The organism is Plesiocystis pacifica SIR-1 (genome assembly GCF_000170895.1).
GTDB classification, from domain to species: Bacteria; Myxococcota_A; Polyangia; order Nannocystales; family Nannocystaceae; genus Plesiocystis; species Plesiocystis pacifica.
On the sequence record NZ_ABCS01000018.1, the window covers coordinates 67,411 to 92,728 of the forward strand.

The following is a 25,318-nucleotide window of genomic DNA, read 5'->3' on the forward strand; positions in this document are numbered from 1 at the left end:
ACGCTCCTGGGGATCGACCGAGCGCGGCAGCCTTGAAGCTCCTCGAGGCGTAGACCTCGCAAGGCCGACGCCCGCGGCCCCGAGCGCTCGATGTGCTCGAGCAGGTCACCCAAGGTCCAGCGTGGATGGCCCCGCAAGACCGCGACGATCGCTCGCCGCTGCGCCTGCTCGAGGAGAGGGATGAAGTCTGCGCTGCGCACCACCCCTCCATCTCCTCGCCGGGTGAAAAGTTTCAGCGAGAGGGTGTCAGGGGTCGTCGCTGTCACGAACGCGCAGCCCCACGACCGTAGCCGCAGCCCCCAAGGCCGCGAGCGCGGCCACCGCGGTGCCGCCCGAGCTGCGAGGCTGGCTCTCGACCGCGACGCCTCCAGCCGGTCCTCGATCCGGCCTCGGCGCTCCCGCGGCAAGAGCCGCCAGCCCCGACAAGGGGGAGCCCGTCGCTCGCTTCGGACGCTTGGGGGCGCGCGCAGGCTTCGACTGCGGTGTGAGGAGCTCGTGACCCACTCCTGGGCTGCCGTGGAGCAGCGGGTTGACCGTCGACTCCTTCACGCCCGAGGCGCGCAGCTCCGCTCGGTACGCGGGGTCGCTGACCTGGCGCAGGTCCACCAGCATCCGCTTGCTGCTCATGAGCAGTTGCTTGCGCGCGTCCACGAAGCGCCTGCCGAGGGGTGAGCTTCGTACCCCGCCGCCCGGCTTGTAGAGCGCCCCAGCCCCAGGGGGGATGTAGGCGACCTCCAAGGTGTCCAGGCCGTGCAGCTGCATCGCGGCCGCGTCGCGACAGTAAGGGGCGATCAGCTCGCTGAACACCGAGGCTTCGAAGGGGACGCCAAACTCGGCCTCGAGGGGCGACTGGATCCGACTCAGCGGCATCCTTGGGAGCCTCCCCCCGACGACGAGCCCTCCGTCCGAGTCAAAGACCGTCATCAACGTGGCCAGGCGCGCGAGCTGCCCGCGCCAGCCTGGCCCTCCATGGCGCCCCCACTCCCGACGCACAAACTCCCAAAACAGCTCGAAGGACGCCCTCCATCGATCGTAGACGCGCTCGAAGTCGACCGTGTAGATCAGCGGCCCCAGCCGGACCACGCTCTCGAGCAGGTTTAGCAATAGTTTGTTTAACGAAGGGTAAAAGGCCCCGACGTTCTCGCCCGGCGTTGTCGCGTTAAGCGGGGCGCCGCCGTAGGCCCAGCCCACCCCCTTCGTGGGCCAGACCGACTCCGCCATGACGCACTGGCGGCAATTCTTGGAGCCGTCGAAGCTCTTGGGGCTCTTCCAACACGGCTTGTCCACGCCGCGACAGCGCAGCGTGTAGCGATCGACCGGAGTCCCGCGTGGGCTCTGGTAGAAGCGATACGAGGCCTGCAACACACGCAGGGTCGTCGTCGTGCCCGGCATGAAGCCAAAGGTCGACGCGTCGTCGACGTCGAACTTGTACTCGGTCTCGCCTCGCGGACCCCGTGCGCGTATGGGGTCGCCCTGCTGCGCCGTCACGCCTTGGGCGCGGTACTGAATGTTCCAGGGCTTGTCGTAGCGATAGGCGGGCAGGAAAAACGCGGTGTAGTCGGCGTTCGAGGCCGCTTGCATGCCCCCGTCGGGGAAGACAACGCCCCCGTGACCGCGCTGGCGCATGGCCTCGAATGCTCGGTTGACCTGCCAGGTGTCCGTGGCGGGGTCTTCGCTCTGCAAGGGGGGCAGGGCGACGTGCTTTTGCAGCTCCTGCGAGCGGTGAGCAGCGACCACGTCCACCGCCCACATCGCCGCCGCCACGACCTGCGCGACGGTCTGGGCCACGAGCGTGCTCTGTCCCGTGATCTGCTGGAGCGCCTGCAGGCCCGCGTTCTTCAGCAGGTCGGGGATGACCTCCTCGGGAAGCGCCCCGCTTTGGTAGGACGAGAAGGCGAACTCGATGTCGCTGTAGACGCTCGCCAGGGACTGGGTCAGCGGGGCAGCTGTGATCGGCGTGAGGCCGACGCGGGTCCCGACCTCGTAGAGGCTGATCTTTGTGGCGGAGATCCAATTGGACCAGTCCGCCTTGGCGAAGGTCTCCAGCGCCAGCTCGCCCATGACGCCTACGGCAGGCTCGAGCACGGCGTTGGCGAATACGGTGCCGCCGGGGAGCTTGGACTCGAAGTGGAGCCAGTCCTCGCCGCGCGGGAAGATACGCTCGGATCGGTTGGTGGCTTCATCGAGGAAGGTGGTATCGGGGCGTAGGAGCATCAGAGTTCGCCCACTCGGTACAAAGCGGCGCGCGCCAGGACGAAGCGGGCGGCCAGCTGCTGTTCGGGGTCCGCGACGTCTCGGAACCGCTGGCTGCGGAGCAAGACCTCGAGACCCTTGAGCGCCCGGATGGCCTCCCGCTCTTCTGTCTGGCTGGCCGAATACTCGAGAATCTCGACGAAGTTCTGCCAGGCGGCGTGACTGCCGTTGAAGAGGGTCGACAGCTGCGACTCGTTCAGCGTCATCCCGAGGTAAGCGATCGCCTGCTGGGCGTACTCAAACTGCGCGATGTTGCTGGTTGGACGGTTCGCCCAGGCGTCGAAGACCGTCGAGGCCAAAGGCACGAGGTTGCCCAAGACTGTGTCCATCGCGTAGCGGCGCCACTCCAGTCGCAAGGCCTCGCGGCGGGTCTCTTGCTCCTCGGCGAAGGCACGGACGCGGACCTCGACATCACCCGTACGCTGGCTGACCAGCTCCTCGACGACCCGGCCCTCTGTGCCAACAAGGGTGAGACAGCGAAGCCCCCGAGATTAGTGTAGAGGGCGAGAACCAGCCAGCCGATGACTCAGACAACCAAACCACGCCAGACTCAGCCCGAAGTACAGGTGGTGGCAAAACCAAAGCGGCGGCGCTTCACGGCCAAGTACAAGCGCCGGATCCTCGAGCAAGCCGATGCCTGCACCAAGCCTGGTGAGGTCAGCGCGCTGCTGCGTCGTGAGGGCTTGTACTCGTCGCACCTGTCGAGTTGGAGGCAAGCCCGCGAGCTCGGTGAACTCGCGGCCCTCGAGCCGAAAAAGCGCGGGCCCAAGCCGAAGACCGACCCCCGCGATAAAAAGATCGCCGAGCTCGAGAAGCAGCTCGCCAAGGAGCGCGCCCGCCGTGAGCGCGCCGAGGCCCTCGTCGAGGTCCAAAAAAAATTGGCATCGATGCTCGAGGAACTCGGCAAGGACGAGGAGCCATGATCGACATCGTCAACCGGGTCGCCCCCGAGCTCGGCGTCGAGTCGACATGCGCCGCTCTCGGCCTGTCTCGTGCGACCTACTACCGCAAGCGCTACGGGGAGCTCCACGGACCCAAGCGGCCGCGCCCGAAGCCCTCGCGCGCGCTGTCGGGACAAGAGCGCCAGGCGGTGCTCGATACCCTCCACGAACAACGCTTCGTCGACCAAGCCCCTGCTGAGGTCTACGGGCGGCTGCTCGACGAAGGCAAGCACCTGTGCTCGGTCCGCACCATGTACCGGATCTTGACCGACAACGACGAAGTCCGCGAACGCAGGAACCAGCGCGTGCATCCCCCCAACGCCACCCCGCGGCTGTGCGCGAGGGCGCCAAACCAGGTGTGGACCTGGGACATCACCAAGCTGCTCGGCCCGCGCAAGTGGACCTACTTCTACCTCTACGTCGTCCTCGACCTCTTCAGTCGCTACGTCGTCGGCTGGCTCATCGCCGAGGCCGAGTCGGCAGGTCTAGCGCAGCGGCTCATCACCGAGACCTGCGCTCGGCAGCAGATCGAGCCGAAGGTGCTCACGCTGCACCAAGATCGCGGCTCGCCGATGACCTCCAAGACCTTCGCGCAGACCTGCGCCGACCTAGGCGTGACCAAGAGCTTCTCGAGGCCACGGGTCTCGAACGACAACCCCTTCTCCGAGTCCCACTTCAAGACGCTGAAGTACCGACCCGAGTACCCCGGGCGCTTCGATGACCTCGCCGCTGCCGAGAGCCACTGCCGCGACTTCTTCAGCTGGTACAACCACGAACATCTCCACAGCGGCCTGGGGCTGATGACCCCCCACGACATCCACCATGGCCTCGCTGAGGAGCGGCAGGAGGCCCGTGCCCGAGCGCTCGCCGCTGCATTCGCAGCGCATCCCGAGCGCTTCCCAAACGGACCCCCAACACCGCCCTCGCTGCCGACCGAGATCTGGATCAACCAGCCCTCGAACAAGACCATCGATACCCACGCGAGTCCCGCAGCGGGACACTAAACCCAACCCGAAGCTGTCTCATTTTCATTGACACCTTCCGGATCGCCTCCTTGAGAATCTCGCCCGCGTGGGTGATGAGGGTCGGCGACTGCTGAGACAGATTACGGAAGTCTTCATCCGTCCGGTTGCGCTCCTCCGTCAGCCGCTTGATGAGCTCGTCCTTGAGCCCGTGGATCCGGCGCTCCTCCTCCTCGAGGCTGGCTCGACTCCAGGCGGGTGGGACCGCGCCAGCGGTGGGGCCGGGCGGGGGTGTGTGGGGAGATGCCGCGCGGGCTTCGTCGTCGCCCTCCGAGCGAACGGGGTTGGTGTTGGGGTTGAAGCGTGCCCCGCTCTCAAACAGCACCTCGTCGTCGTTGCCATAGCCACGGAGCTGAAAGTCGCAGCGTTGATCGAGGGCTCGGGCGAAGCGGCGGCTGAAGCTCCACAGGCGTGAGGCGGCGCCCTCCAGCCGGCCCTGACGCTCACTCGGCGACTCGCCCTCGGTCCTGAGCCAGTTGAAGTGGGTGTCGTTGAGCTCGAGGGCCTCCCAGGCCCTGTCTGACGCGGACTCGAGGGACTCGAAGTCGGCGGTGATCGGCACGACGGGCCGGTACTTGGACGAGCCTGTCCGCCACAGCAAGCGCACGCGGACGAGCTCGTCCTCGTGTTCGTCGAGCAGGCTGACCCACTCCGGTGGTGGCGCGACCACGGGGTGCTTCTTTTGGGGCATCGACTCAATCGCTCCTTTCTATGGTCATGACTCTGAGCCCAAATCATGGTCTGTGCAAGCAATTAACTGAGGCCGAACTAAGGCGCGACTAAAGCCGAGACTCTACTTCGACTCTGGCGCGACTGTGTTTTGACTGAGGACTCAGGGCCTCGGACTGTACTTCGACTGAATACAGGATGCGGCGCAGCCGCGAAACTAGCTTCTGACTGAAGGATGAGGGCCTGTGACTCTCTCTTCAGTCGCAGACCGTTTCAGAACGATTTAACTAGAGTCGCTCGACTGAGCTGCGACTGAAGCGCGACTGAGTTCAGTCCGCGCCACAATGGGTAATATGTTACCGGTCCGACCGTGGACATTTCCCGCAGTTCTGAAGGTTGAAGATGTCCCCATTCGCCAGCCCAGTTACCAAACACATCGACCTGAGCTAGCTTGGTCTGCGATGCCAAATGAACGTGTACCCGTCCCAGCTCCTCAGCTGTCTGAGGACTTCATGAAGGAGCTGCGGACGATCCAAGAAGAGAGCGAGGCCACCGCCTTTGGCCTGGAATGTCGTGCGCGCGAGGCGGAGCGCGAGCGCCAACTCAAGAAGAAGGCTGCGATCGACGCGCAGCAGCTCGCCACCAAGCAGCAGCACGCCAAGGTCGACGATACCGCCGTCGAGATCCTCGAGGGCTTCGCCAGCTTGGGCGCGGGCGCCATCTCGACGATCAAGTTCGGTGACGTGCCCGTGGGGCCGACGCTGAACTATGTCCTGGGCTCGGCGGCGAAGCTGGCGAGCGTGTCGGTGATCGGCCGGGAGCTCGACACCAACGGGCGCATGCTCTCGGTCCTCGGGCGCTCCGGGAAAGTGCTGCTGCACTCGCAGCTGGCGATCCTGACCCGCAACCTCATCGTGGAGAAGGGCTGAGCCATGGCGGAGAAGCCCAAGACCACGCGTACGGTGGTGGTGAAGACCCCGACGAGCGAGGGGGAGGCCAACCTCTCGACCAGCCACGAGGCGAGCAGCGCGGTTCCGGAGATGTCGAGCAGCTCGAGCTCGGAGCTTCCGCCCGAGGACAACCCCGAGGCGGGGGCGAGCCCTCCCGAAGTCGAGGTCCGCAGCCCGGGGAAGGGCTTCGAGATCACGGTGTCCAACCGTGGCTGCGGCGACCAGCGCTTCGAGGCGACGGTGGTGTGGCGCGGCGATGGCTGCTGCGACGACCCCTGCGCCGAGGAGCCCGAGCCGACGACGCCCAGCGAGTGCGAGGAGCCCAGGGAGCCGACGGGGGCGCCCAAGGCAGACGAGCGGCCCTGTGAGCCGGCCACGCCCGAGCCCAAGGAGGACTCTCGCTGCCCCGAGCCGGAGACGCCCATCGAGAAGCCCGCCGAGCCCACGCGCTGTATTCGGCTGTGCCTCGGGCTGTCCTCAGAGCTGCCGAGTATCCAGCAGCTCGTGTTCATCGTCGAGGCCGTCGCCAAGATCAACGCGCAGCTGTTCGCCCGCGACGCCGGCAAGACCATGCCCTGCTGCGTCCGCTGTGCGGGCCTCGAGCTCGACGAGGGCGCGCTCTTGCGAGACGCCCGGTGCCTGCTCGAGACCCGCTCGGCCTCGAGCGCGAGCATCGTCGCCTACTCCATGGGCCGGGAGCTCGCGGCCGGGGTCAGCTGTCGCGTGGTCCTCATCAACGGCGAGCGGCTCGCCTACCAGCGCGAGGACGGGAGCGTCCTCGACCCCGTGAGCGCCTTCGGGGCGCAGTCTTCCACCCACACCCAGACCAGTCAGGAGCAAGACGATGGCGGACACGAGTGCTGCTGCGAGCAACGTTCTGAGCTTCCCGAGCCCGGTTGAGACCGAGCTCGTGGACGGGCCGCCGCCCGGGGCCGAGGACGCGTCGAGCTCGGGGGCCTTGGCGGTGCCGGAGACGGCCCTCGCGACGGACGACGAGCCCATGGGGACCGGCGCCAAGGTCCTCGTGGGTGCGGGCGTGGCGACGGGGCTGGGGCTGCTGGCCTACGGGCTGTTTCGCTTCGGCGAGCACTCGGGCTGGTGGGGCGGCGGCGGTCTGATCATCGACGACACGCCCTTGCCCGGCGGCGATGAGGCCAAGGGCGGCGGGTCGGACAAGGAGGGCTCCAAGGGCGGGGGCGGCTCGAAGAGCGGCGGCCGGGCCTCGGGGCATCCGCCCAACATGAGCAACGACCCCGAGGGCTACAACACGACGATGTTCCCCTCGCCCATGGCGGTGCGCATCGCCATGCGGAGCCTGGGCTACACCGTCGAGATCGAGGCCGCGCCGCTGGTGGGATCGACGAGACCAACCGCGAGGTTCAGCGCTTCCAAGCTGACTGGAACCGCATCATCCGGGGGATCGACTCGGGCAAGGTCAAGCTCGGGGCGGGGGTCCACGACCCGTCGATGCTCAAGCACTACCGGGGGCTGCTCTCGGTGGACGACGTGCCGGGCAAGTACACGCTGCGTGCGATGGAGATTGCGATCAACAACTCCCTGGCGAACCGCGTGCGCTTCCATGAGCTGCGGAAGGCGTCGAAGGCATGAGCGCGCTGCTCCAAGAGCAGCTCGCGGAGCTGGGCTACGGCGAGGGCGTGGCGGAGGTTCAGCGCTTTCAGCGGGACTACAACGCGATGCCGCCAAAGCGGATGGTCCCGGTCACCGGACAGCTGGACTCGGCGACGATCGTCGCGCTGGCGCTGGTGATGGAGGCCAAGGCGATATTCTTGATCATCCGGGACGAGCGGGGGCTGTGATGGACTTGAAGAAGCTCTTTGTGCGGCCGGGTTTCGTGTTTGAGTCGCCGAATGTTGGGGTGGTCGGCGATGGGCCGGCGACGCAAGAGCCCGTCCACGCCCACTTTGACCCGACGCTGGGGCCCTCGGGGCCGCACGTGCATGACGATGGGCCTGCGCCGACGATGGGCGCGGGCGTCGAGCCCGACCCGGGGGCGCCCGGGGAGGTGCCGCTGATCGGCGGCGGGACGATGCACTACACCAACATCCTCGATCCGCTGTGGGCCGAGTTCGATGACCCCGAGGAGCGCACGGTGGGGCGGCTGCTCATGCTCTTGAACGAGGTCGGGGATGAGGCGCTGCGGGTGCACCAGATCGCGCAGGACTTGTGGGAGCGGACGCCGAAGTCGGCCTTCCCGGAGTCGGTGCGCGAGCAGTTTGACCGGGAGTTCCTGGCTTACGCCCGGCGCATCAACGCCTACAAGCAACGGCTCGACGGGCTCGACCCCTCGAGCACGGACACGGACGAGGTCTACCTCGGGCTGGTGAAGCGCAGGCCGGGGCTGGGGCCGGTGCCGGATGCGATCATGCATCTGTACTTCGCCAATCAGCTCGGGATCTTGGGGGAGCACGCCCACGAGATGGGCAAGGGCTTCATGGGACGGGTGATGGCGAGGCTCGACGCGGCCGAGGACCAGGCGGACAAGGCGGCGAAGCTGGTCGAGGAGTCGGGCCGTGAGGTTCGGGAGGAAGGCGCGGAGTTCTGGGAGCAGGTCCAGGAGATGCGCTGGTGGTTGGTGGGTGGCACCGTGGCGACGGTGGGGACGGCCGTCGGTGTCGTCGTCGGGCTGGGTCGCGTGAGCGGTTCGGGCAAGACTCGAGGAGGGAGCGAGTCGTGAGCGAGTCCGGCGTGCCTTCGTGGGTGTGGTGGACCCTGGGTGCGTCGGCGCTCGGCGGGCTGGGGCTGGCCTTGGTCAAGAGCGCCCCCTCGCCGGGCTATGACATCTTGCTCCGCCGAACGGGGGAGCTCCCCGATGCGGTGCACACCCTGGCAGCGCTCCAGCGCTACACCGAGAGCCGGGGCAACTCGCTCACGGGGCTGGGCAAGGTCGAGCTCTTCCCGGCGTGGGCGAAGCCGCGGCAGGCCCCCCGAGACCAGCAGGTCGCCGAGGCGAAGGCGGCCGCGACGGCCTACGACCGCAACGCGGAGGCCTACGCGGACTCGCCCCACCCGCGATACATGTGGGTGTTTGGCTCGGGCGGCGCCTACGGACTGCTGCCCGCCAACGCCCTTGCCCCGTGGAAGGGCACCCAAGCGCTGATGACCGGGCGCGTGTCGCCCTACGACGTGTTCAGTCCGTGGAAGTCGACGGTGTTCTTCCTCGAGTACGTGCGTCGGCTGATCGCGCGAGATGATTTTCGGAGGCTGCCCGACAGCGCCAAGACGGTGCTGACCGTCAAGCGAGGGATGGCCTCGCCGGCGTTGATGGCGGACATCCATGAGGCGAAGGCCCGCTCGCGGACGACCCGGCGCAACTGCGAGCGGGCCTGCGAGGCGCTCGGCCTGGCCAAGAGCGTGTTGGAGCGGCGCGTGCCCGAGGAGTGGCCGAAGTATCGCGGGGCCGCGCTGATCCCATGAGGTTTTGAAGCGAGGAAGTGGAGAACAAGGATGAGTAGCAAGCTAATCGGATGGTTGGCCGCGGGCGTCGCACTGGCGACGGGCGTGGGCGCCCTGGTCTGGTACCTCAAGCGGCGCGAGGACAAGACGGCGGAGGACGAGGAGCCCTCGGAGGCGAAGCAGGGACCGACGCCGAGCGGACCGCCACGGGAGACCGAGGAGGCGGACGGCTCGACGCCGGACAGCGAAAAGGACAAGCGTCATCGGCCGGCCTTTGACTTTCTCGATCGGGACACCCTCCCGGCGGCGCTGATCGAGGCGATCGACGACAGCTTCGGCAACGGCTGGGCGGCGTCCGAGGAGGTCGTCGACGATCTCGAGCCCGAAGACGTGGTCGTGTTCGCGGTGAAGAGCCAGCCGACGGGGCCGTACACGCGGCCTGTGGAGGAGGTGCTGTCTGGTCATGTCCTCGAGGTTGAGGATGAGGCGGTCAAGACTCGGGTGATGGGGCCAGTGAAGCACTCCGAGCACTTCGGGACCAAGGCCGGGCACGGTCTGAGGGCGGGGGCGATCGTCGACGTGCCGAAGTCGGTGATCTTGGTGGCGGCGTCGGAGCAGACCGGCGATGGTTATGACGGGCGCGGGCCTTCGGTGGCGGCCTTCAAGCCGACGTCGCACACGAAGCAGGTCTACGAGGTCCGGCCGGGGACGCCCTATGACCTGAAGATGCCGTATCGGACGGAGGAGCTCGAGTGGTACATCGAGCCGAATACGGGGGTGATGCTGCACATCGGGCAGGATGGGCTGCTCGAGCAGATCATGTTCCCCGAGGACAACCCGCGGGGCTCGTTCGTGGTGCGGTGCCTCGACAATGACCCGGAGGTGGGCAAGGTGCTCGTCGGACGCTGGGAGTTCGAGCTCGGGGCGTAGGAGTAGATGATGGAGATTCAGGCGCGAGCGCTTCGCGTCGCGGATGTCGTGCGCATCCCCGGCGACGGAGAACGGGAGGTGTTTGCCTTGGAGGCCTCGCCGGAGGGAGTCCGGGTGTGGTTTCGGCGGGCGGATGGGTCGAGCGGGAGCGGGGCTCCTGATGCGGACTGGAGGTGTGAGGAGGTGTTGGAGGTGCAGCGGCCGGGGTCGTTGTTTGGGGACGGGGGGATCGCTGAACCGGAGGTGAGGGAGAGCGAGCCGCTGCGGTTGAGCTACTCGAAGGCGGAGGGGGTGCTGCTGTGTGGGGAGACCTATCCGTACAAGGAGGCGATCAAGCGGGTTCGGGAGCCGTTTCGCTTTCAGTTCTCGCGGCGGTTGCCGAAAGGGTGCGCGTGGTACGTGCGCGGGTCTCGGGGGAAGGCTGTGAGCCGGGCGGAGCTCGATCGGCTGGCGGAGGCCCTAGTCGCGGAGGGGGTGCCGGTGGTGACGATCTTCGACGGGCCGCCGGTGCGGGCGGGGGCTGTGCCGGCGTCGAAGGCGGGGCGGAGGCCAGACAACGCGAAGCGGGCGGCGAAGCTGCGGGGGATCGCGGACAAGGCGGAGGCGGCGGCTGAGAAGGAGCTCGGTGCCGAGCGGGTGGAGAACACGGCGCGGCGGGCGAGCATGGCCGCGAACATCCGCGAGCGGGCCGAGTTTGACCGGGTGCTCGCGCGGACGATCCGACGCGCAGCGGACGCGGTCGAGGCGGGGGAGCTCGAGTATGTGTCTCGGCTGTCGAGCAAGGCTCAGGTCGAGGCGCTGGATCTCGCGCTGCGTCGGGGGATGTGGGAGCGAGCGCGAAAGGAGGGGCGCTCGATCGACTACCGCTTCGAGCAGCCCACCCTCGAGGACATTCAGTACGTGAAGCTCTCTCGACCCTGGGCACGGAAGAGGGAGCTCGAAGAGCTGGCCCAGGCAGCGCACCGACTGCATGGGCTCGGGGAGGAGCGGCGGCAGGTCTTGGCCGCGGCGATGCGGGGGAGCGCGGAGCAGGGGCTGGAGCTTAGCGACGCCGAGATGGCCGCGGTCCTGAAGCTGGCCCGGGCGGTGCGCAAGGCCGATGGGCGCGAGCTGCCGTGGTCGAGCAAGGACTTGCTGGAGCGGATCCGGGAGTTCGGGCGCTTCGTGAACCTCGGGGTCACGACGACCGAGCAGCTTCAGGCGGCTGCGCGGGAGTACGTGGGGTGCTGTCGAGGGAAGGAGGAAGCGCGCCGAGAGGACCCGCTCGCGGCCAAGAAGCGAGAGCTTCGGTTTGCGAAGATCCCCGGGTACTTCCCGACGCCGCTCGAGCTCGGCGAGCGCATGGTGGAGCTCGCGGCGATCCGGCCGGGGATGCGGGTCCTGGAGCCCTCGGCAGGGTCGGGGGCGATCGCGGAGGTGATCCGGCGTCGGCATCCGCGGGCGGTGCTCGAGGTGATCGAGCGGCAGGTGAGCTTGCGGGAGATTCTTCGCGGCGAGGGCTTCGAGCTCGTGGGCGATGACTTCACGAGCTTCGAGGCCGCGACGCCCTACGACCGCATCGTGATGAACCCGCCCTTTGAGAAGCGGCAAGACGTCGAGCACATCGAGCGGGCGCTGACCCTGCTCGCGCCTGGAGGGCGGCTCGTGGCGATCGCCGCGGGGGGCCTGGAGCAGCGCAGCGATCGCAAGTCGAGGGCGCTGGTCGAGAAGCTGGGGAAGCTCGGCGCGAGCTTCGAGACGCTGCCGAGCGGGACCTTCGCGGAGTCGGGGACGCAGGTGCAGACGGTGTTGATCGTGGCGGCGAAGCCTGGGGAGAGGAAGAAGGAGCGGGCGATGGCGAAGAAGTCGAAGAGCAAGGCCCACCCGAAGTGGAGGATCGCGGCGCTCAAGGACGCGTGGAAGGCCCACACCAAGCGAGTGGGGGATCCCAGTCGAGTCGACTGGAAGAACATCCCGAAGACCTCGTGCTTTGTCCGGGAGTCCGGGGATGCCTCGGTGACGCTGTGCCCGGCGATCCAAAAGCACGCGGTGGGGGCGTGCCCTCCGATCGACCGAGCGGGTAAGCAGTTCATGCTCTGCCAGGTCGACGAGGAGCTCGAGTTTTTCCCGGCTCGCAACGAGGGGGTGCTCGACGCGTCCGCGGAGGCCACCAACCGACTCGTCCGGGGCCGAAAGGCGGCGGCTCCCACCGCGCCCCTGCCCGACCCTGCGGGGGACGACCTCGAGGGCCTCGAGCGCGTGCTCGACCAGCTCGCGCCGACCCGCATCGTCTACACGAAGTCGATGCCGCTCGCACCGCTCTATGTGAAGGCGAGCCCGCCCAACGTCGTGCGACCCAACGGCTCGGAGGTCTCGATCCTCGGCTGGCCTGGGGAGATCAGCGCGGACGAGACGCTCCGGCCAATGGTCTCGGCGGGCGGGCGAATGCCGCTCGTCGAGTTTCGAGATCGCTTGGTGAGCGGCGAGCTGACCGTGTACCTGGGCAACGTCTCGCCGCGGACCGTCAGCGCCTTGCTCGAGCACATCCCGGGTCATCGGCGAGCGGCCCTGGGCAAGGCTGGTCTGACCATGCACGACGTCCAGTACGGGCGCTTCGCGGGTCGCAGCGTCTATTGGCTGCACGACCACGAGGCCCAGGAGACTTACGGGCCCGTGCTGGCGTCGGGCAAGCTGGTGAAGAGCCGGGCGATCCTCAACCAGTTCGCCAGCGCGGCGAAGCTCGAGCTCCCGCTGCCCGATCTGCCCAAGGGGATGAGCCTCGACGACTCCGTGCTCGTCGCCATGTTGCTCAAGGGGCGGCGTGTCTGGTCGGCCTGGCATCGACCGACGCAGGCGGTCTACTTCAAGGCCGAGGGGGAGGAGTGGACGAACCGCGGGTCGATGCCGCTGCGTGGCAAGTGGCGGACCAAGGGGGGCTTTCCCGACTTTCAGCACCGCATGGCGATGACCCTGCTCGAGCAGCTGCCCAACATGCCGCGGACGGTGACGCCTCGGGTCGCCGGGGCGTGGCTGGGGGTCCTCTTCCCGAGTGACTTCGGTAAGAAGGTGACTTTCGAGCCTCCGACGAACGCCACGCTCGACGTCGAGACGACCGAAGAGCAAGCGCGGGAGTACACGGCGCTCGCCTTCGAGAATCCCGACGACAACGTGCTGCCGATCTGGGTCGAGCTGGCACCGAAGCGGATCAAGTGGGCGCGAGCCTGGGTGCGCAAGCAAGAGCGGGTCCGGAAGAAGGCGGAGAAGGCGGAGAAGGAGGAAAAGATGGCGGCGAAGACAAAGAAGAAGACTGCAACCAAGAAGGCCTCGGCCAAGAAGTCAGCGACCAAGAAGGGCACGGCCCAGAAGGCCACGGCCAAGAAGCCAGCGACCAAGAAGGCCTCGACCAAGAAGGTCGCGACCAAGAAGGCCACGGCGAAGAAGGCCTCGACCAAGAAGGCCGCGACCAAGAAGGCCGCGACCAAGAAGGCCGCGACCAAGAAGGCCGCGACCAAGAAGGCCGCGACCAAGAAGTCCGCGACCAAGAAGTCCGCGACCAAGAAGGCCACGGCGAAGAAGGCCACCACCAAGAAGAGCGCGACCAAGAAGAAGGCTGCAGCCAAGAAGGCGTCAACGAAGAGGTCCTCGGCCAAGTCCAGCTCCAAGGCCAAGGCGCCGACCCTCACCAATAAAGACCTCCGCGCCTGGAAGTCCCGACTCCGCCGGCGCGACGTCGTCCGCTTCCGCAAGAACTCCCGCATCGCCACCGGCCTCGGTGTCTCCCCCTCCCGAGAGTTCGTCGTCCTCCGCGTCCAGACCCTCGGCGACCAGACCTTCGCCGTCCTCGATCTGGGCCTCACCGACCCCGCCGCCGCCCCGGCGATCCCCGTCGGTCACCTCGTCCTCGTCAAGCGCCCCGAAGCCATGCCCGAAGACATCCGCAACTGCGCCGCGCGTCTCGCCAAGCTCGGGGGCCCGATCTCCGAGGCCACGCAGCAGATCATGGCCGAGCTCGCCCGGAGGTACTGACCATGATCGGCTTCATCGTTGGATTCACCCCCATCGCAGTCGCAGGCGCCTTCGCCCTGTGGACCCGCGTCGATCGCCGCCCCGAGATCATCAACCTCCTCGACGCCTCCCCCACCAGCAAGCGACACAAGCGCTCAAAGGGCTTCGACGCTGTCGTCCTCCACCAGACCGGCTTCTCCCGCGGCAACGACCCCACCCGCTACCGCAAGGTCACCGCCCACTTCGTCATCCTCCCCGACGGCAAGATCATCCAGCTCCACCCTCTGTCCGCGAAGCTCTGGGCCGCCGACGGCTTCAACAACCGCTCCGTTTCGATCGAGTTCGCCGGCAACTTCAAGGCTGCGACTGGCAAGTGGTGGAGCCCTGACAAGTACGGCGCCGACGAGCCGACCCCAGCGCAGATCCAAGCCGGTCGCGCCCTCCTCCGCATGCTCAAGTCGATCGGCATCCGCCACGTCTTCGCCCACCGCCAGAGCTCGGCGAAGCGCGGCAACGACCCGGGCCCGCAGATCTGGGCCTCCGTCGGCGAGTGGGCGATCCGCTCCCTCGAGCTCGACAACGGAGGGCCCAACTACGCGATCGGAGGCGGCTCCCCGATCCCCGACCAGTGGCGCCGACCCACGCCCTGACCCCGGTCGCTCCCATCCCTGTTCCGTTCCCAACTTTCGGAGACCGCCCCCATGCCCACCCAAGCCCCCGCCGATCTCCCCCCGATCCTCAAGACGTCCGAGGTCGCCGCGCTCCTCCGAGTCAACCGCAAGACCCTCTACGAGGCCATCAAGCACGAGCAGATCCCCGGCGTCATCCGAGTCGGTCGCTGCCTCCGCTTCCAGCGCGACGTGGTGCTAGGCTGGTTGGGCCAAGGCGGCGTTATCTCTGGCCGAAAGGACCCCTAGAGATGAGCGTCCGTAAACGTACCCGGACCTGCGCGGACGGCAGTGTCCGATCCAAGTACATGATCCACATCGAGTTCACCCACCCCAATGGCCGTCGGCAGACCGTTCGCAAGGTCTCGCCCGTCCAGACGCGCCGGGGTGCCGAAGCCTATGAGCGGCAGCTACGTAACGCGCTGCTCACGGGCACCTACGACAAGGAAGCCCAAGCCGACCAGGCGCCGACCTTCCGGGTGTTCGCCCGGGAGTTCCAGACCAACTACGTGGCCACGAACAACAAGCCCAGCACGCAGCGCAGCAAAGAGCGGGTTCTCAGGCTCCACCTGATCCCCTTCTTTGGCTACATGCGCCTGGACGCGATCGGGCCCCGCCACATCGAGCGCTACAAGGCGACCAAGCTCAAGGACTACTCCCGCAAGACCCTCAACAACCACCTGACGATCCTGCGCAAGCTGCTCGAGACGGCCCGCGAGTGGGGCCTGATCGACAAGGTCCCGTCGATCCGCTGGCTCAAAGCGGCCAAGCCCGAGTTTCGCTGGCTCGACTTCGCCGAGGCCGAGCGCCTGCTCGAGGCGTCGCGCTGCGAGCCCGAGTGGCGCATGATGATCCTGCTGGGCCTGCGAACGGGCCTGCGTCAGGGCGAGCTCCTCGCCCTGCGCTGGCAGGATGTCTGCTTCGAGGCCCGGCGGATCGCCGTCCGCCAAGCGGTGGCCGAGGGGATCCTCGGCACGCCCAAGAGCGGGCGCGCCCGCGAGGTACCCCTGAGCCCGGCGACGCTCGCCGAGTTCGTCCGGCATCAGGCCCGCTACCGACACTTGCGCAGCCCCTGGGTGTTCTGCCAGCTCGACGGCGACCATGCCGGCGAGATGCTGACCAAGGGCATGTGCAAGTGGCCGCTTCGACGGGCGCGGGATCGGGCCGACCTCGAGGCCCTCGGGTGGCACGACCTGCGTCACAGCTTCGCCTCGCACCTCGCCATGCGCGGCGTCCCGCTCAAGGCGATCCAGGAGTTGCTCGGTCACTCGACGATCGAGATGACCATGCGCTACGCCCACCTCGCGCCGTCAACGTTGATCGACGCCGTGGCAGCGCTCGATCCGCAACAGCACCATGACAGCACCACGTCGCTCCTCGAACTGAAAACGGGCAGCTAGGGTACCCTAGCTGCCCGTTTCCGGGTTGGAGGCGCGGGGAGTCGAACCCGTCTCTCAGCTTGCGGAAAACCTGAATGATCAGGCGACCTTGGCCCGCACGCCGTTGAGATTACAAGGGATTCGGCGTCCCGGCGTAGTCCGTCTCGTTCTCTGTAGCTCCGTCTCGTCCCGCTCCGTCGTGGCACACTGGCGGCACAAGGACGTTCCGCGACGAGGCTGTCAAAGAGCGCCAAGTGACCTCCGGACTTCGCACTGCTGTGTTGAGCGCAGAGGAGGACGGGCACCCGCTACGCCAGGCCCCGTTCCCTCAGCTCGCCAGCGGAGGGCGAGAGCCCCGTCGACGCCACCCCCTCCTGCATCGAGGCCGTCGAGTCAGCCCGCGCCGTCGAGGTCGTTGAGCTCGTCGAACTCGCCAAGGTCGTCGAGGTCGTCGAACTCGCCGGGGCCGCCGCGACGCACGCCCCGCCGAGATCATCACGAGCAGCTCGTTCTCTGCCGTCCTCAACATCTCACGCATGAGCGCGACATACTCGCAGCCCGCCATCTGCAGCGCATGGTTGTAGTGCACCTGCCGGTCGTTAAAGTCATCGTAGAGATAGTACAGCTCCGAGATCGTCTCGTAGTAGGCCCGCCGCATCGAGATGACCTCCTGGCTCTGCACCAGACAGCGCAGGGCCCTACGCTTGAGCGCCTCGAGCTCCAGGGGATCCATGGAGTCACGATGGGCCTTCTTCCGGCACTTGATCCACAGCTGAGCGAGGGTCGTGCCCAGGTGCATGGGTGTGAAGTGCATGGGCGCCTGGACCTGATCATTGACGCGCCACAGCTCCTCCGATAGCGACCGCGCGCGAGCGAGCTGCGCGGCGTCGAGGGACCCGGTGGCTACGCCCGGCCGGATCAAGATGTCGTCGATCAACAGCTTGATACCCCGCAAGCGCGCGAGGACCGGGAAGCTGTGCATCCTCAGAGTCTCCTCCACCACGCTACGCAAGGTCTCGCGAAACTGCGACTGCGTCCCGGTGCACACCAACTCCTTACTCCGCCCCGCGTCGCTGCCTGCCCGCGCGTCATCGAGGAGCCCAAGAGCCCCCGTCCTCTCTAGCAACCGTGCCAGTAAATCGCGCCTGCGACGCGAGCTGTCCCAGCGTTCCCACTTGGCCCCAAGCCCCAAGCTACAGGCGATGTACACTAGGTCGACCGGGACATGGTTCCCAACCCCGTACTCTACGTTGGCCACCTCAACGCTCCGCGGTTTCCACGGTGCCCCTCGCTCGAGGTAGTCGAGGGCCTGACACAGTCCAAACAACCCCAGGTCGAGCAAGCAAGACCAAAACCCGAAGCCCTTCTCGAGCTTGTTGACGTCCACGAGCATGAGCCACTTTTTGTTGAACTTGTCGACGCTACGTATCCCGTTTGCCCACCAGTAGTAGTGGCTCACGCTGTCCGCGACCTGAAGCAGTTCTCGCGCCGCGTCTTCAAAGTAGCCAGCCCGACGAAGGAGCTTCGCGCTCGAGACGGACATCAGCAAGGACAGCAGCAGGCGCTGGGCGTCCGTGTGTCGCTCCTTGAACTCTAGCCAACGACTCCCAGGGGACAAGCTCTCGTCAGGCTTGGGTTCCGACTCGGGCTCGGACTCAGAAGCACCTAGGCGGAGCAAGCCAAACCATCCCGAGAGTGTGCCGATGTCGTCCCCATCGAGGACCGGGAGCAAGGGCGCGCTCACGGCCTGCCACTCGGAATAGGCTATCTTGTCTTCCTTCTTCTTGGGGAAAGCATCACGCCCGTCGTCCTCGAACCACATGATGAGGCTGACGTTGAAGCTCTTGGCGATGGCGTTGAAGTCGATGATCTCTGGGCGCGGAGCAGAAGATCGCCGACGCCGCTCACCGGTCAAGATGCCCTCGATGAGGCCAAACAGCGACACTCGAGAGAGCGCGCTCTCTGCCAGATCCGCCAGCCCGCTACCGGCGACCCGGAACATGAAGTCCGACCAGCCCCGAAACTCGATGGTCGAGGCGAGCGGCTCACCCGGTTTCTTTGGGCTCCAAACATTGTACTTGGGCCCCGAGGACGCCAGCCGCGTGTGGATGAAGCGCCTGAGGTCATGCAGCCCAAGGGCGTAGTGGTAATAAGCGCGCAGTAGATAGCCCTCGGCCCCGCCCCGGAGCTTGAGTATCGTTAGTGCCTCCCCCGTGGCCTGAGCGCCTGTCGGCAACTGCTTCTTCAGGTCCGCGGCCTGGGGGATCTGTCGACCCTTGAAGAAGTACAGGTCGCCGGCTTTGTTGTGCAGCTCGGCCATGATCAGCGAGAAATTCGAGTGCCGAACGTTGACCGGGTCCGGGGTCTTGGGGCCCTCAGTGCTGGTGCTGCCGACGAAGGGCAGCACCAGGCGCAGGTGGTACAGCTCCTCCTCGACGAGGCTGGTGCTCGTGTCCACACCGCCGCTCATTTTCTCCGCGATCCAGGCCTCGGCGTAGGCCCCCTGGTAGAGGATGTTGAGGTGCTTGAGGCTGTGCAGGCGCACCTGCTCGAGGCTCTTGGCGCCCTTGGGTCTCGCGACCTTGTCGTCACTCCACGGCTCGAAGTTGGGCCACTCGGAGTCGAGGTAGGTCGCCAACAACGTCCGCGCGAAGCTGCGCGCGTCGCGATACTCGCTCGCCGCGCGCTCGTAGTTGCGCGAGAGCTCGAAGGTAAGCCCCACCTGCAGCATCAAGCGCAGGCGGGTCACGCCCCACGCGATGTTCTGTCCGGCGCTGTCCTTGGCCTCGCCCTCGCTGAAGCTACTCAAGATCACGTCCCGCACGGGGTTGCGCGTACCGTGGCCCATGCGGCCGCGAAATTGCCCGTCGAGCTTGGCGAGGGCCATCCCGTAGTAGTAGCGCGCCGAGTCGAACTCCTGGTCAAACTCGAACAGCTCGCCAAGCCCTGCGAGCACGTCGTGGGGCGCGTCGTCTCCCATGGCTAGGATGGTCCGCTTGTACATCGACTTGAGCGCCTGAGACTCGTCGAGGGTGAAGTTGAACGCCGCCATCTCCTCCTTCGAGCGCCGCGAGATGTAGACGATCTCGCGAGTCACGTCGCTGCGGAAGCGGTAGGCGTAGAGGCCGTTGAGGATGGGGTGGAGCATGCGCTCGGACCAGCTCAAGACCAGCTCCTCGAGCAGTTTGCGGTGATCCGGGGCCCTGTGCACGTGGACCAGCTCGTCGACGCGCTCAAGGTTCGTCCAGGTGAACGCGCGCTGGTGAAATTTGAACAGGAAGTCAGAGAAGTAAAACAGTGCGAGGACCAGCTTGTCGTCGCGCTGCGCATAGCGCAGCTCGAAGTTCGCGGCGAGCCGACGACAGACCGTGGCGACAAACTGAACCCGAAAGCGCTCGTCCTCGCTGAACAGCAGCACGTGATCACTCTCGCCCAATTTGGAAGACCAGCGCAGCGCCTCGCTCCGCGCGACCCGCCCCGTCGGGCGGACGAAGCTCTCGAGTAGCTCCTTGAGCTTCTTGGGGTTGCCCATACTACGAAAGGTCAGGAAGTCGACGAAGTCCTCTTGCATGCACCGCGACCACAGCGTCGCCATCTCCGGGGCGCCGGGGACACACTCGACGAAGCTCAGGCTCGCCTTATGTTCCTCCTGCACCGCGGCACTGCCCCTGGGCGCCTCGATCCTAGGCTGCACGAAGCCCAGACTAAACTCGGGGCGCCGCTGCATGGCGATGCTCAATCGCGTGTAGTCGTCCCGCCACGACCGATAGTTGGACCGAGCGCGTTCGTGCTGCTTGTCAACATACTGCCCGATGCGACGGCTCCAACGCGCCTTGTCGGGCTCGGGGTTGTCGGTCAACAGCGAGGGTAGATAGATCGAGGCTCGAAAGATGTTGGTCAGCAGCGGCACACGGGCGGTCAGATCGGCTAGCCACTCGTCGTGGAGGTTGCGCCCTCCGACCATGATGAAGCGCGCGGGCGCGCCGCTAAGCAGGTTCTTCATGTCGGCGAACAAGCCGTTGATCTTGCGCGTGCGCATGTCCTCGGCCCCGCGAGCGGCCAGATCCTCGGGCGAGAGCTCGGCCTCGTCCCGCTCTGGGTCCCCGCGCGCGCCGAGCTTGTCGAGTTCGTCGAATACGAAGGTGATCTCTGGCGCTGGCAGGCTCAGCTGTCGGCGGCTGATGAAGGGCAGGCGCGGAGCACGCATCTCCTCAAGAATCTGCATCAATGCAATCTCGATGGTCCGCGGGTCGGACTTCTCAAACTCCTTCGACTCGACCACGTGCGGCGTCGTCAGCGAGCCCAGCGAGCCGCGCAGGGTCATGCGTGAGCTGTGCGCCGACACCCCCCGCCGACCCGCGATGCTGTCGAGCACTTCGTCGAGGCGCTTGAGCAGGGGGCTGTAGGGCGTGATCGAATACTGGCGCTCGATCAACCGAACGATGAGGTAGAGCACCAAAAAGGTCAGCAAGTGATAGAGACGAACCGTCACCCCCTCGTGGCTGATGGGCACTCGCCCGCGCCAGACCTGGACCGCGTCGTTCCAGGCGGCTTGCCCCCGCAGGTTCCCCGAAGAAGGCTCTCGGCGAGGGATCGGTAAGGGCTTGACGCAGGGCAAGAACTCGCACAGCGCCAGATCGCTCCGATATACAGGGTCTACTATGGCTGTGCTCGCCTCCTGCGCGAGGGCCTCCTCAACCTCTGCCCTCAGCGTCGGCCCGAGCTGCTCTTCGAGCTCGGTGCAGCGCTCAGGTCCGCCATGGGCGGGTAGGTCAAAGCGACCGCCCACGAGCGGCTGATAGACCCAGGTCATCAGCGTGGGGTATCGCGCAAGCGGCCGGATCAAGGAGTGATCGGCGACGCCATCGGGGAAGTACAAGCAGCCCGCCTCGGCCATGGCGTAGCTCATGGTGTACTCGACCTGAGCGTCGACGAGGTATCCTTGGGCGGGGCCGAGCTTGGACGCCCCGAGCGACGCGCGGGCCCCTCCTCTGTCGATGTCTGAGCGGGCCTCCAACGCTCGCCTCTGCACTTCCCACTCTTCGAGAGCTCTCAGCGAGCACTCGGCGCGGGCCTCCATAGCTCGGCTCGCCAAGAGGTCCGAGCCCTCACCCTGACAAGAGAACGCTTGTCCGAACCACGCCTCCAAGCTGTCCCGAAGCGCCTCGACCTTCCTGGTCTGCAGAGCGGCGTCGTCGTCCAGTCGCTGCTTCAGCGCGCTCGGCTCTCGAGCGTTCCCTTCCTGAGCCCGTTTCCGCTCCACGGTCCACTGTTGCGCGCCGTGAATGTCGACCACCGGAGCGGGGGGCGCGAACAGGCGGTCTCCGATCAGCGTCGACAGGACCAGGATCAGCAGCACCTTCACAACGACAAAGAGCATCGCCACAGGGCTCGCCCAGGCGACGAAGCGCCGGTGAAAGGCGACTCGCAGACCGGCGAGCATGGCGTGCACGACGTGCTGGTGCTCGAGGGTGTCAAAGCCCAGGTTGACGTGGATCGTCAGGGTGCGCAGCCACGAGTGATAGAGCCACCAGTGAAAGGTCTGACGGGCCAGGACCCGGTGGGCGTGCTGCTCGGCCGTGTAGTACGCGTCCTGCTCGGCGGGTGTGTAGCCAGAGACCGCGTCGAGCCCTCGGCTCAAGTCGCGGGCGCGATCGTCTCGCAGCCACGCGAAGGGGCGGACGATCCACTCGTACTCGAGGGTGAACAGGAAGAACAGCAGGGGCAACAGCGCCAGCGGCCAGTGCGTGGCGTCGATCTCGACCTTGGCCTGTCCGACCAGGAGAATCTGGACCAACGGCGATAGGAGCTGCACGCTCACCAACACCATCGCCGCCGCCTTGAGGACCAGCGCCGAGCGAGGGCGCGCCGCGAACATCGTCCGATGGTTCTCGCCCACGACCTCCAGCGGAGCCAAGGCAAGCGCGACAGCCAAGCCAAGACTCGACAGCACCACAGCCCCCCCATATACGGCCCATGGGCTGAACCCCGCTTCCGCTCCGGCGTAGTCCATCGTTCCAGTGAAAAACAGCACAGCGCTAACAAAAAATGCGAATATCGAAGGGAGGATAGCTCGATGTTTTGGCTCCCCTTTTGACAGTAGGCTCCACTCCCGCATCAACCAGAAAAGTGCGAGCGCGTGAAAACCCAGACTCAAGTTTCCGTAGTAGGCGATGGGCTCACAGGCCTGGGTATCCAAGCCGCACATGGTCATGAGCGAGAGCTCGAAGCTCAAAGGGGCGAGGACCGCTAGCGCAGTCGCCAACACGGTCGTCCTTCTCAGGCGAGGGGAACGATTCGGGCTCAAGAAGCCGTGGGACTTCGGGACCTTTGAGTCACGCTGGACGGCCGAGAAGCTCTGCGAAACCACGGCGAAGACCGTCGTCGCCAAGAACATGCGTGCGGCGGTCACGTGCGGAGAAAAGTTGAGCTGACCAAGGTTCGACAGTGCCCCCTCTTTCCTTCCCAGGAAATGGGCGACCTCAACGGGCAGGGTCAAGCCGACCGCGATGAGCACAAATGCGACCGTGAGCCCCGCCGCCTGCCACCGCTTCATGGTGGTCGCCTGAGTCAGCTTCCAGCAGTACAAGACCGGCGAAGCGCAGACGATCAAAAAGGGCGCGATCGCAAACCACACCAAGGACCGGACCCGCTCGTCCTGCGGCATGTACCAACTCTCCTCGAGGAAGAGCAGGATGTTGAACACCTCGTGGGCGAGCAGCAGCAACACAAGCCCCAAAGCGCCTACGAGCATGAACATCACCCGGTCCCAGAAGATGGATCTGCCCACCTCCGAGCGCAGCGCCCGAGAGAAGACGTCCGCGTCGTACTCTCGCAAGGTCTCGTGCACGAAGCTGGTCTTGCCCGCGCCGCGCTGCCCCGTGACGAGGAACGCCCCGCGGGGACCATGGTTGAGCAGGAGGTCGCGAAAGTGTGCTCTTTGGCCATCCCGGCCAACGAGCACCTGGTTGTCGCCTGGCTCGTCCTTAGAGCGTGAGACGTAGCGTCCGAAAGGCACCACGATCTTGGGCGAGAGCCAGTTTCTCTCCCTCGACGCTCCACTGTTTCCACTGTTGCTTCTATTGCTACTCACCGATCGAGCCCCCGTTCCGCCGCCTCGCCATTTAAGACTTTGGCCCGGAAGACGACCCAGTCACCCTACAGGTCATCAAAGTCGAGCGTCAACCCGACAGTTCATCTGGGCGTCGGAGCGCTTTCGCCCACCACCTTGATGCGAAGCGTAGCCATTCTGTACAGTAAACTTCAGTCTTCGGATGGAGCCCGATCAGCCGCGTCGACAGCGAGTACAGGCCCTGGCGACCTGGGCATAGTGTTCGGGCGCTTCAGGAATTCGTGTGGGCGAGATGAGCGCTCGGATAGAGCTCGAGCCCCCCGCAGTGAAACAAGATCGCGCTCCGAAACCGAGCCCGGCTCCGATACCCGCACGCCCGTTTCTTCAGCGCCTGGATCTTCGAGTTCACCGCTTCGAGTGAGGCGTTCGTCGCCCCGAGGACGATCGCGTTCACGATGCCCCACAGGTGCGCCCGCAGGGTCCGGCCGACCTTGACCATCGGCGGCAGTCGAGACCGCGCCATCCCGCCGATGAGCCGCTTCCAAGCCCGCCGCGCCCAGCCCCGCCGCTCGTAGCTCCACAGCTGGCGCGCGGCCTCCTTCATCGCCCACGCCCTCGCTACTCGCAGCGAGCTCCCGCGCAGGGCCTCGAAGCGAAGCCGGCTCTTGGCCGTCATGTTCTCGGGGTTCTTCAGCCACAGGTAGCGAGTCCCCGTCAGGGTCCGGTCTCCGAGCTCGCGCAGCTCGGCGTGCTCATCGACCCGCACCTTGTTGACCCCGTCGTTGATGTGCTTGGCCACGTGGAAGCGGTCGAAGGCGATCTTGCGCTCCGCGTCAGGGACGTGGATCAGCGTCGCCTGGACGTAGGGCCCCCACATGTCCATCGACACCGACTCCAGGCTCTGGAGGTGTTCGAGGGGGGTGCCAAAGTAGAATTCCTCGAGGTCGAACTGGCGGCGGTTGTCGAGGACGTCGATGACGTGTTTGCGGTCGCAGTCGTAGACCACGGTCACGTACTCGTGGCGCTTTTGGAACGAGGTCTCGTCGATGCCGATGTTGCGCAGCGGCTGGGACTGCCGGCGCTCGAGGCCCCGCGCGACGGCTCGGGTCATGACGCCGTCGACCTCGTCCCAGGTCATGCGCAGCATCCTCGCCACGGCGGACACGCTGGCCTCTTTGAGCCAGTCGATGACGAGCGCCTCGAACATCGCGGTGAACCTCGAGCCGGGCTCGGCCCAGGGCACCTTCAGCTGCTTGACGCCATGCTCGGCGCACTTGACCCGCGGGACCTCGGCCGTCAGGAGGGTCTTGTACTGCATGGTATCGAGGTGCCTCCAGGTGCGAGTCCGCGTGTCGTAGCGCCCGGCCGCGGCCCCGCAGACTGGGCACGGGAACTCGGCGCGCTCGTCTCGGGAGATGAAGATCTCGACCTCCCCAGCCTCGAGGCGCGGGTCGACGTCGCGGACGTACCAGGGGTCTTCGATTCCGAGGAGCTTGGCGTAGAGGTCTCGGTCGCGCACGGGCTCTCAGCATGCCTGGGCTGGAGGGGGCGTACCAGGGTTCCCAGCGGGGTGACCCACTCAAAATCCTGAAGCCCCAGTGTTCGCAGGCGACCTTGTACTGCTTCAGCGGATCTGGGCACGGGCAGAGGTGACACAAGGACGGACACAGCGGCCCGAGGTTGAGATGAAGCAGCTGGCGCCGAAGCCGACGGCGCTCGCGGGCGGCCTTAAGGCGCACCTACTGCAGGCCGCCGACACGGGCATCAAGGACTCGCCCAAGGGAGCCAAGTGCGAAGTCGCCCTTGCCCACGCCGGTCTGCCCGACGAGGAGCACCTTCTCCACTCGACCCACGACGGTCGACAGGTCGAGCATCAAGATCTGCGGGTTGAAGTCAGTTCGTCAGTTCGGTGCACCGCTGGATCGGATCGACTTGACCCACCCTGCTCCAAGACCCTCGTTCGCCTTCACCGCCTCGGCCTGAGCAACCGCGTCGACGGGCCCACGGCCCTCAACCGCAGCTACCGCATAAAATAG

At 66.3% G+C, this 25,318-nt stretch carries 18 protein-coding genes; 13 read left to right on the top strand and 5 right to left on the bottom strand.

What is annotated here, in order from left to right; genetic code table 11:
• Nucleotides 1-246: 246 nt before the first annotated feature.
• Together PPSIR1_RS11750 and PPSIR1_RS11755 are read right to left on the bottom strand one after the other, a co-directional pair.
• Nucleotides 247-2,214 carry a hypothetical protein gene (locus tag PPSIR1_RS11750; protein ID WP_006971275.1) on the bottom strand — a complete coding sequence of 656 codons (1,968 nt, stop codon included), beginning with the start codon at nt 2,212-2,214 and terminating at the stop codon, nt 247-249.
• A complete protein-coding gene (locus PPSIR1_RS11755) occupies nt 2,214-2,570 on the bottom strand; it encodes a hypothetical protein (RefSeq protein WP_157595456.1) in 357 nt (118 codons plus the stop codon). The genes PPSIR1_RS11750 and PPSIR1_RS11755 overlap by 1 nt, the downstream gene beginning before the upstream one ends.
• Nucleotides 2,571-2,774: 204 nt before the next feature.
• On the opposite strand from PPSIR1_RS11755, the gene PPSIR1_RS11765 reads away from it, so the two are divergent.
• A protein-coding gene (locus PPSIR1_RS11765) for an IS3 family transposase (protein WP_086001240.1) occupies nt 2,775-4,198 on the top strand; the annotation gives its coding sequence in 2 pieces (ribosomal slippage) (nt 2,775-3,131 and nt 3,134-4,198; 1,422 coding nt in all).
• Here the strand turns inward: PPSIR1_RS11765 and PPSIR1_RS11770 are convergent.
• On the bottom strand, nt 4,140-4,907 hold the full coding sequence (locus PPSIR1_RS11770) for a hypothetical protein (protein ID WP_045115845.1): 768 nt from the start codon (nt 4,905-4,907) through the stop codon (nt 4,140-4,142). The two genes, PPSIR1_RS11765 and PPSIR1_RS11770, sit on opposite strands and share 59 nt — an antisense overlap.
• A gap of 490 nt (nt 4,908-5,397) precedes the next feature.
• Between PPSIR1_RS11770 and PPSIR1_RS11775 the strand changes: the two genes are divergently transcribed.
• The 11 genes from PPSIR1_RS11775 to PPSIR1_RS11820 all read left to right on the top strand — a co-directional run bounded on the left by PPSIR1_RS11775 (nt 5,398) and on the right by PPSIR1_RS11820 (nt 16,231).
• The gene (locus PPSIR1_RS11775; RefSeq protein WP_006971281.1) at nt 5,398-5,814 is read left to right on the top strand and encodes a hypothetical protein; all 417 of its coding nucleotides are present in this window, start codon (nt 5,398-5,400) and stop codon (nt 5,812-5,814) included.
• Between the two features lie 3 nt (nt 5,815-5,817).
• Entirely contained in the window at nt 5,818-6,735 is a 918-nt protein-coding gene (locus PPSIR1_RS50120; RefSeq protein WP_006971282.1) for a hypothetical protein, read from the top strand.
• A 567-nt stretch (nt 6,736-7,302) separates the two neighbouring features.
• Entirely contained in the window at nt 7,303-7,443 is a 141-nt protein-coding gene (locus PPSIR1_RS47715) for a hypothetical protein (protein ID WP_006971284.1), read from the top strand.
• Nucleotides 7,440-7,652, top strand: coding sequence for a peptidoglycan-binding domain-containing protein (locus PPSIR1_RS11785; RefSeq protein ID WP_006971285.1), 213 nt, complete (start codon nt 7,440-7,442; stop codon nt 7,650-7,652). Before PPSIR1_RS47715 ends, PPSIR1_RS11785 begins: the two co-directional genes overlap by 4 nt.
• Complete coding sequence (locus PPSIR1_RS11790; protein ID WP_006971286.1) at nt 7,652-8,530, top strand: hypothetical protein; 879 nt, start codon at nt 7,652-7,654, stop codon at nt 8,528-8,530. The genes PPSIR1_RS11785 and PPSIR1_RS11790 overlap by 1 nt, the downstream gene beginning before the upstream one ends.
• A complete protein-coding gene (locus PPSIR1_RS11795; protein ID WP_006971287.1) occupies nt 8,527-9,270 on the top strand; it encodes a hypothetical protein in 744 nt (247 codons plus the stop codon). The genes PPSIR1_RS11790 and PPSIR1_RS11795 overlap by 4 nt, the downstream gene beginning before the upstream one ends.
• A gap of 54 nt (nt 9,271-9,324) precedes the next feature.
• A complete protein-coding gene (locus PPSIR1_RS11800) occupies nt 9,325-10,179 on the top strand; it encodes a hypothetical protein (RefSeq protein WP_232296465.1) in 855 nt (284 codons plus the stop codon).
• Between the two features lie 480 nt (nt 10,180-10,659).
• Nucleotides 10,660-14,184: a methyltransferase gene (locus PPSIR1_RS47720; RefSeq protein WP_157595457.1), complete on the top strand. Its 3,525-nt coding sequence runs from the start codon at nt 10,660-10,662 to the stop codon at nt 14,182-14,184.
• 2 nt (nt 14,185-14,186) lie between these two features.
• Nucleotides 14,187-14,813: a peptidoglycan recognition protein family protein gene (locus tag PPSIR1_RS11810; RefSeq protein ID WP_006971290.1), complete on the top strand. Its 627-nt coding sequence runs from the start codon at nt 14,187-14,189 to the stop codon at nt 14,811-14,813.
• 51 nt (nt 14,814-14,864) lie between these two features.
• Entirely contained in the window at nt 14,865-15,080 is a 216-nt protein-coding gene (locus PPSIR1_RS11815; RefSeq protein WP_006971291.1) for a helix-turn-helix transcriptional regulator, read from the top strand.
• Nucleotides 15,081-15,082: 2 nt separating this feature from the next.
• Nucleotides 15,083-16,231, top strand: a complete 1,149-nt coding sequence (locus tag PPSIR1_RS11820; protein ID WP_045115847.1) for a tyrosine-type recombinase/integrase — start codon at nt 15,083-15,085, stop codon at nt 16,229-16,231.
• 307 nt (nt 16,232-16,538) lie between these two features.
• Here the strand turns inward: PPSIR1_RS11820 and PPSIR1_RS11825 are convergent, their stop codons facing one another.
• Together PPSIR1_RS11825 and PPSIR1_RS11830 are read right to left on the bottom strand one after the other, a co-directional pair.
• Nucleotides 16,539-23,228 carry an ATP-binding protein gene (locus tag PPSIR1_RS11825; protein WP_232296466.1) on the bottom strand — a complete coding sequence of 2,230 codons (6,690 nt, stop codon included), beginning with the start codon at nt 23,226-23,228 and terminating at the stop codon, nt 16,539-16,541.
• A 325-nt stretch (nt 23,229-23,553) separates the two neighbouring features.
• Nucleotides 23,554-24,801, bottom strand: a complete 1,248-nt coding sequence (locus PPSIR1_RS11830; protein WP_006971294.1) for an ISL3 family transposase — start codon at nt 24,799-24,801, stop codon at nt 23,554-23,556.
• Nucleotides 24,802-24,967: 166 nt separating this feature from the next.
• Between PPSIR1_RS11830 and PPSIR1_RS47725 the strand changes: the two genes are divergently transcribed.
• On the top strand, nt 24,968-25,318 hold the full coding sequence (locus PPSIR1_RS47725) for a hypothetical protein (RefSeq protein ID WP_157595458.1): 351 nt from the start codon (nt 24,968-24,970) through the stop codon (nt 25,316-25,318).

What these genes read in the sequence shown, in the direction of transcription:
- PPSIR1_RS11750 (WP_006971275.1), bottom strand. Translation starts at nt 2,214, where the DNA reads ATGCTCCTACGCCCCGATACCACCTTCCTCGATGAAGCCACCAACCGA.
- PPSIR1_RS11770 (WP_045115845.1), bottom strand. Translation starts at nt 4,907, where the DNA reads ATGCCCCAAAAGAAGCACCCCGTGGTCGCGCCACCACCGGAGTGGGTC.
- PPSIR1_RS11775 (WP_006971281.1), top strand. Translation starts at nt 5,398, where the DNA reads ATGAAGGAGCTGCGGACGATCCAAGAAGAGAGCGAGGCCACCGCCTTT.
- PPSIR1_RS50120 (WP_006971282.1), top strand. Translation starts at nt 5,818, where the DNA reads ATGGCGGAGAAGCCCAAGACCACGCGTACGGTGGTGGTGAAGACCCCG.
- PPSIR1_RS47715 (WP_006971284.1), top strand. Translation starts at nt 7,303, where the DNA reads ATGCTCAAGCACTACCGGGGGCTGCTCTCGGTGGACGACGTGCCGGGC.
- PPSIR1_RS11785 (WP_006971285.1), top strand. Translation starts at nt 7,440, where the DNA reads ATGAGCGCGCTGCTCCAAGAGCAGCTCGCGGAGCTGGGCTACGGCGAG.
- PPSIR1_RS11790 (WP_006971286.1), top strand. Translation starts at nt 7,652, where the DNA reads ATGGACTTGAAGAAGCTCTTTGTGCGGCCGGGTTTCGTGTTTGAGTCG.
- PPSIR1_RS11810 (WP_006971290.1), top strand. Translation starts at nt 14,187, where the DNA reads ATGATCGGCTTCATCGTTGGATTCACCCCCATCGCAGTCGCAGGCGCC.
- PPSIR1_RS11815 (WP_006971291.1), top strand. Translation starts at nt 14,865, where the DNA reads ATGCCCACCCAAGCCCCCGCCGATCTCCCCCCGATCCTCAAGACGTCC.
- PPSIR1_RS11820 (WP_045115847.1), top strand. Translation starts at nt 15,083, where the DNA reads ATGAGCGTCCGTAAACGTACCCGGACCTGCGCGGACGGCAGTGTCCGA.
- PPSIR1_RS47725 (WP_157595458.1), top strand. Translation starts at nt 24,968, where the DNA reads ATGAAGCAGCTGGCGCCGAAGCCGACGGCGCTCGCGGGCGGCCTTAAG.